We start from the raw sequence: 6,487 nt of genomic DNA on the forward strand, positions 1-6,487 counted from the left end.
AGGGCGGTTTACTTCGAGTTGAACCATACAGAACTCGCTGGCAAGCGCGAGTTCTTGCGGACGAATCCGGTGGGGGCGCGCGACAGGAAAAATTAATTTCCCACATGTCAGGATGCATCACAGCTTGACGTTACGTGACCCATGATCGAAGCCGCCGCCCTCCTCCCCGACCACGCCGACCGCTCCGCCGGCGCACGCCTTCACGCGATCCTCGATGGGATTCCGTTCGGCGTCGTCACGCTCGCGATCGCCGCCGACGGCGCGCTGCGCATCCGCCGGATCAACGCCGCGGCGGCGCGCACGCTCGCGGTCGACCCGGCCCTGCTGATCGGTCGCGCGCTGGAGGACGCCTTCCCCCGCATCGCCGGCACAAGCGTACCGGCCCGCCTGAGGCGCACGGCGCTCCTGGGCGAGGCGCTGGCGACCATGGAGCTGGCCTACGACGGCGCGCTGGACGGCGGCGTCGTCGAGATCACCGCCTTCTCCTCCGCGGCGGGCGAGGCGGCCGTGTTCGTGCGCGACGTCACCAACCGGCGACGCGCCGAGCAGCGCGTCGCGCAGAGCGAGCAGCACTGGCGCCGGCTGTTCGAGCATTCCGGCGACGCGATCCTGATCGCGCGCCGCGGGTGCTACGTCGCCGCCAATCGGCGCGCCCACGAGCTGTTCCGAGCCGGCGACGCGGCCATCGTCGATCTGCCCATCGGCGCGCTGTCGCCGAACGACGTCGACGTGACGCGCGTCCAGGTCGAGGAGGCGCTCGGCGTCGCCCGCGCTCAGGGCTGGTTCGAGACCGAGCGCGAGTTCCGCCGCTTCGACGGCACCATCTTCCCCGGCGAGGGCACGATCACGCTCATCGACGAGGAGGAGGATTCCTTCCAGCTGTCGGTGCGTGACATCTCCGAGCGACGCGAGGCCGAGCGCCTGCGCTCGCAGGCCACGGCCGAGCTCGAGCGGCAGGTGTCGCTGCGCACCGCCGAGCTGCGTCACGCGCTCGCCGATCTCGAGGCGACGCAGGAGACGCTGATCCGCCGCGAGAAGCTCGCCTCGCTCGGCGACCTCGTCGCCGGAGTCGCGCACGAGATCAACACGCCGGTGGGCATCGGCGTCACGGCCGTCACCCATCTCCAGGGCCAGATCGCCACGCTGACCCGGGCCCTGGCGCAGGGCACGCTCGGGCGCGTCCAGCTCGAGCAGGGGCTCGCGGAGGCGACGCGCTCGCTCGAGATCACGCACGCCAACCTCGCGCGCGCCGCCGATCTCGTGCGCAGCTTCAAGCAGACCTCCGTCGACCAGTCGAGCCAGGCGGTGCGCGCGATCGCGCTGGGGGACTGGCTGCGCAGCCTGCTCGTCAGCCTCGAGCCGACGACGAAGCGCGCGCGCCTGTGCGTCTCCCTCGCGGTCGAGCCGGAGGGCGAGGTGACCACGGACCCCGGCGCGCTCGCGCAGGTGATCACGAACCTCGTCTCGAACGCCGCGATCCACGCCTTCGAGGGCCGCGACGACCGGCGCGTCGCGCTCGTGGCGGCGATCGGCGCGCGGACCCTCGAGATCCGCTTCTCGGACAACGGCGTCGGCATGGAGCCGGCGGTCGCCGCACGCATCTTCGACCCGTTCTTCACCACGAAGCGTTCGAGCGGCGGGACCGGCCTCGGCCTGCACATCCTGCACAACCTCGTCACGGCCCGGCTCGGCGGCGACATCGCCGTCGACAGCGCCCCCGGCGCCGGCACGACCTTCGTCCTGACCCTGCCCATCCGAGGAGCCGAGGCATGATGGACTTCCTCGTCGACGACACCCACGCCGCCGCCGCCCGCTCCGCCCGGGATGCCGCCGAGGGCGCGCGCGAAGGCTCCTGGCACGTGCTCATCGTCGACGACGAGCCCGGGGTGCACGACGTCACGCGGCTCGCGCTCGCCGACCTCGCGCTGGCCGGCCGCGGCGTCGTCTTCCACTCGGCCTTCTCCGCGCGCGAGGCCCGCGCGCTGATGCCGACGCTGCCGCCGCTCGCGGTCATCCTCCTCGACGTGGTGATGGAGACCGACCGCGCCGGGCTCGACCTCGTGCGCTGGATCCGCCGGGAGCGCGGCGATCACGCAGTGCGCATCATCCTGCGCACCGGCGAGCCGGGCCAGGCCCCCGAGCGCAGCGTGATCCTCGACTACGACATCAACGACTACAAGGAGAAGGCGGAGCTGACCGCGCAGAAGCTCTTCTCCGCCGTGGTTTCCGCCATCCGCGGCCATCGCGACATCCTCGCGCTGGAACGCAATCGCCAGGGGCTGCGCACGGTGATCGAGGCGTCCGCGCGGCTCTACGAAGCACGCTACCTCGAGCAGTTCGCCCGGGGCGCGCTCGAGCAGCTCACCTCGCTCCTCTACCTCGAGCCGGATGCAGCGCTCGTGAGCGCGCGCAGCGTCGCGGCCGCGGTCGAATCCGGTCCCCCGCACGTGCTGGCGGCGATCGGCGCGCTGGAGCGCGAGCCGCGGGTCGTGCTCGAAGAGATCGTCCCCGCCGACCTGCTCGAGCGCTGGATCTCGGGCGCCCTCGACGGGCGCGTCCTCGTCGCCGACGACCACATCGCCGTGTGCACGCGCCGCAGCGTCGAGTCCCGCACGCTGCTCTACCTCGCCAACCCCGCCCGACGTCCGATCTGCGACGAGGAGCTCGTGCGGCTGTTCGCGCGCAACATCACGATCGCCTTCGAGAACCTGTCGCTGCGCGGCGAGCTCGAGGCGACGCAGGCCGAGATCACCGCGATCCTCGGCGGCGCGGTGGAGACCCGCTCGCAGGAGACCGCACATCACGTCACCCGCGTCTCGGCGATGGCAGAGGAACTCGGCCGGCTCGCCGGGCTCGAGACCGCCGATCTGGAGACGCTGCGCCTCGCCTCCGCGCTCCACGACGTCGGCAAGGTCGGCGTCCCCGACGCGGTGCTCAACAAGCCCGGCAAGCTCGATCCCGACGAGTGGGAGGTGATGAAGCGCCACACGCTCGTGGGCGAGGCGCTGCTCGCCGAATCGAGCCGCCCGGTGATCCGCGCCGGCGCCATCGTCGCCGGCCAGCATCACGAGCGCTTCGACGGCCGCGGCTATCCGCGCGGCCTGTCCGGCGAGGCGATCCACCTCTACGGGCGCATCACCGCGATCGTCGACGTCTTCGACGCGCTGGGCGCCAAGCGCTGCTACAAGGAGCCCTGGCCGCTCGACCGGATCGTCGCCCATTTCGAGAGCGAGGCCGGCGCGCAGTTCGACCCCGACCTGACCCGCCTGTTCCTCGACAATCTGGAGCGCTTCCTGGAGATCGCCCGGCGCCATCCCGACGCCGCCGCCGGTCCCGCGGCGCGCACTTCTGCGGCCGCCTGAGGACGCTCAGCGGGTCGCGAGGAGGCCGAACACGGCGTTCAGGATCGTCTCGACCGCGAGCGCGGCCAGCACGAGTCCCATGACGCGGCTGATGATCGCCGCGCCGGCATTGCCGAGAAACCTGTGCAGCCAGGAGGCGGCGAGCAGCAGCGCGAGCACGATGGCCAGGACGAGGAACATCATCGCGGCCGTCAGCATCTGCTCGAGCACCGGGTGGGCGCGGTTGTCGGTCAGCAGCACGACGCTCAGCATGGCGCCGGGACCCGCGATCGAGGGGATCGCGAGCGGATAGACCGCGAGTTCGGCATCGGACTTCTCGACGAGGGCGCGTTCCTGGTCGGGCTTCGACTCGCCGAAGATCATGCCCAGCGCGAACAGGAACAGCACGATCCCGCCGGCGATCTGAAACGAGACGAGGCTCACCCCCACCGCCTCCAGGAAGATCTGCCCCACGGCGATGAAGCCGAGCAGCACGAGGGCCGCGATCCCGACCGCCCGCACCGCCACCCCCGTCCGCCGCTCCGCCGCGATCCCGGCGGTCGCCGCGAGGAAGACGGGGATCGTGCCCACGGGATCGATGACGGCGAACAGGACCGCGAATTCCTGCACGAGTTCGGTGATGTCGATCGACGGCATGCGCCCCCCGGCATGGTCACGGCGGCAGGCCGACGGGCCTGCGCGTCGACGGGTTCTAGCGCGGGGGCGAGAGGGGCGGCAAGGGTAGGCGGTCGTGCAGGACGAGAGCGGAGCGGACCCCTGCCGTCAGCCGCGGCACACGCACATGTATCATCGGGACCGCTGTGGTCCGGTTGGCAGGCTTTCGAGAGGAATGTTCGGAGCGGCGGGAGGATTGGAAGCACTGGGACGGCAGGGCGATCACGCTGCCTCAGCGCAGGGCCGGCGAGACGCTCAACATCAGTTGCACCGCCACGCTAAAGGTCACGCTGGACGCCCTCCCCCGGGCCCACGTGGGGGTTTCATCGGCACGCGCGACCGGCCCTGGACCGAGGGCGGCTTCTCCGCCGCCTGGGAGCGCGCGTACGCCGCATCGGGGCTCACCGAGGACCTTGCACTTCCAAGACCTCCGCGGGACTGCTGTCACCATGCTCGCGGAGGCCGGCTGCAGCACGGCGGAGATCGCGACGATCGCCGGGCATGCGCTTGGATCGGTGGGCAAGATCCTCGAGCGCTATCTCTCAAGGACGAAGGCGCTAGCCGAAAGCGCAATCAGGAAGCTGAACTCACGCATCACCCGGTAGAGCGCCTCTCAGGACCTCCGATCGACGGGTTTCTGAGTGTCCGCCCCCTTTCCGGAGGACGATCTGCTTGTCGATTGCACCACGCGTGCCGCAAAATCCTTCTTCGCAGGAGACCAATTTGCCGTCTCGGCCTTTGCCTCGCGGGCCATTCGAACCACCCAAGAATCAGCTGCCATCTTGTCCTCCCGCTTCCTCGCCCAGAGCCGACTCGGACCAATCGCCTCGATCGAGGCAATCCAAGTACGACGATTCGAGTTCCGACGCGTATGACCCCACTGCAACACTCTTTGGGGCGGCGCCTTCCGTCACTCGTTCCGGAAGAGCGTAGCCTTGACGATTCTTCCTTTCGACAAAGCTAAATAGGTCGAAAAAGCGGCTTGGCGCCACGCCCACGAACGCCTCGAAAGCGACCGCGTTGGCGCTCGCTTCACGGTCCTCATCGACGCGAACGGCGCGGCGGTAAAGCTTCTTCGCCTGACTTTTCGGGTAGGGCTCGATGTAGACCACTCGGGAAATACCGGCCGCGATGATATGCCGTGCACAAACGTGGCAGGGAAAAGTTGTGCAGTAGAGCGTAGCATCGTCGACCGCGACTCCCCGTTGGGCAGCGTCGCAGATCGCTGCCATTTCGGCATGCACGATCCTACCGAACTCTAGCAGGCTGGATACCTTCGCGGATGCGAGTGGCTTTGCGCCATCGAATAGAGCCATGAGCGCAAGCTGTTCGGGTTCGTAGCTCGCGAGATTTTCGCTCAACCATCCTGCACGTTTGAGTGCACCCAGCGCATCGGCAACAATGTCGTTCTTCGCGGCCGCGGCGGCGTCGACCCCCTCCCGGTAGTCCCGGTGGTCGTCAGGAGTGCCCGCTACGGCATCCCATATGACCCCCCCGCCCGCACGAGGCACCTCGTTGCAGCCGGTGGCCAGAACCTCTCCCCGCTTTGTCGCGATCACTGCTCCAACCTGTCGCGACAAATCGGCGGACCTCTGAGCGCTAGACTTAGCGTGGAACATCATCAATTCGTCTATCGTGGGCGTCGTGAACGGTGCGCCGAAAAGAAGCTGAACGAACCGCTCGACGTTCATACGGAGGTCCGGCCCGTACTTGAGAAAGCAATCCGCAAGCGGGAAAACATCATCTAGCCTTTGGCCATGAGGATTTCCGCGCTCCTTCTTGTCGATATCGATAAGCTGCTTGGCGACCGGTTTGTAACGTTCAATGTCACCGCTAGCTCGCGACCTTGCAATCCGGAGCGCGAGTGCATCGATCCGCGAACCCTCCGGCTCGTAGATTGAAATCATGAACACGCGCTTCCCGTAGAGGACTCGAAGCAGCTCTATTTCTTCTTCCCGCTTTAGAGAATTTATGATGAAGCAGACCCCCTCGGCTTGGACCTGACGGTCGCCAGAGCGCTCCCCCCGCGTCCGCAGGATTTGTGCAATTCCGAGGCGGACGACGGCATCGTCGCTTCCGACGATCGCTCTCATGCGGTTCCCGGCCCTCATGCTTTCGCGAATCCGCTCGTCCTCAAACTTGAGGCTCTGAAGAGCTTCGTTTCCCGGGAGCTCGGCCATAAGGCTACTGAGCCGCACATTAACCGCCTCGTACCCAACCGCCTTCAGCTCGGTTGAGAGCGCATCGACAACGTCCTGCGTGTTCGTGCCAGAGGCCGCGCAAAGACAGAATATCAGCTCTGGGCGAACGGGCGCTTGATTCGGAGACACCGGCCGCTTCCTGCAAACCTCAGATCGGAAAGACATGATCTCTCGACTGGGAGGGTCGAGCAAGCGCCCGGAACATTTTGAAACAGGAAAGTGCAAACCGCAGGAAACCGGGAAACGGGCCGGCGAAACGGGGTAAATCAA

General features: G+C 67.7%; 4 protein-coding genes. 2 read left to right on the plus strand and 2 right to left on the minus strand.

Annotated elements, in window-relative coordinates:
• Positions 1-141 precede the first annotated feature (141 nt).
• Both AB9M23_RS07150 and AB9M23_RS07155 read left to right on the plus strand, forming a co-directional pair.
• Positions 142-1,773, plus strand: coding sequence for a PAS domain-containing sensor histidine kinase (locus AB9M23_RS07150; protein WP_372423740.1), 1,632 nt, complete (start codon positions 142-144; stop codon positions 1,771-1,773).
• Complete coding sequence (locus AB9M23_RS07155) at positions 1,770-3,362, plus strand: DUF3369 domain-containing protein (RefSeq protein WP_372423743.1); 1,593 nt, start codon at positions 1,770-1,772, stop codon at positions 3,360-3,362. The genes AB9M23_RS07150 and AB9M23_RS07155 overlap by 4 nt, the downstream gene beginning before the upstream one ends.
• A gap of 6 nt (positions 3,363-3,368) precedes the next feature.
• On the opposite strand, the gene AB9M23_RS07160 is transcribed toward AB9M23_RS07155, so the two are convergent.
• Together AB9M23_RS07160 and AB9M23_RS07165 are read right to left on the minus strand one after the other, a co-directional pair.
• On the minus strand, positions 3,369-3,998 hold the full coding sequence (locus tag AB9M23_RS07160) for a MarC family protein (RefSeq protein ID WP_372423745.1): 630 nt from the start codon (positions 3,996-3,998) through the stop codon (positions 3,369-3,371).
• 788 nt (positions 3,999-4,786) lie between these two features.
• On the minus strand, positions 4,787-6,487 hold a 1,701-nt coding region (locus AB9M23_RS07165), incomplete at its 5' end, for an anti-phage dCTP deaminase (protein WP_372423747.1).

It is taken from the genome of Salinarimonas chemoclinalis, assembly GCF_041514305.1.
In the GTDB taxonomy this organism is placed as follows: Bacteria; Pseudomonadota; Alphaproteobacteria; order Rhizobiales; family Beijerinckiaceae; genus Salinarimonas; species Salinarimonas chemoclinalis.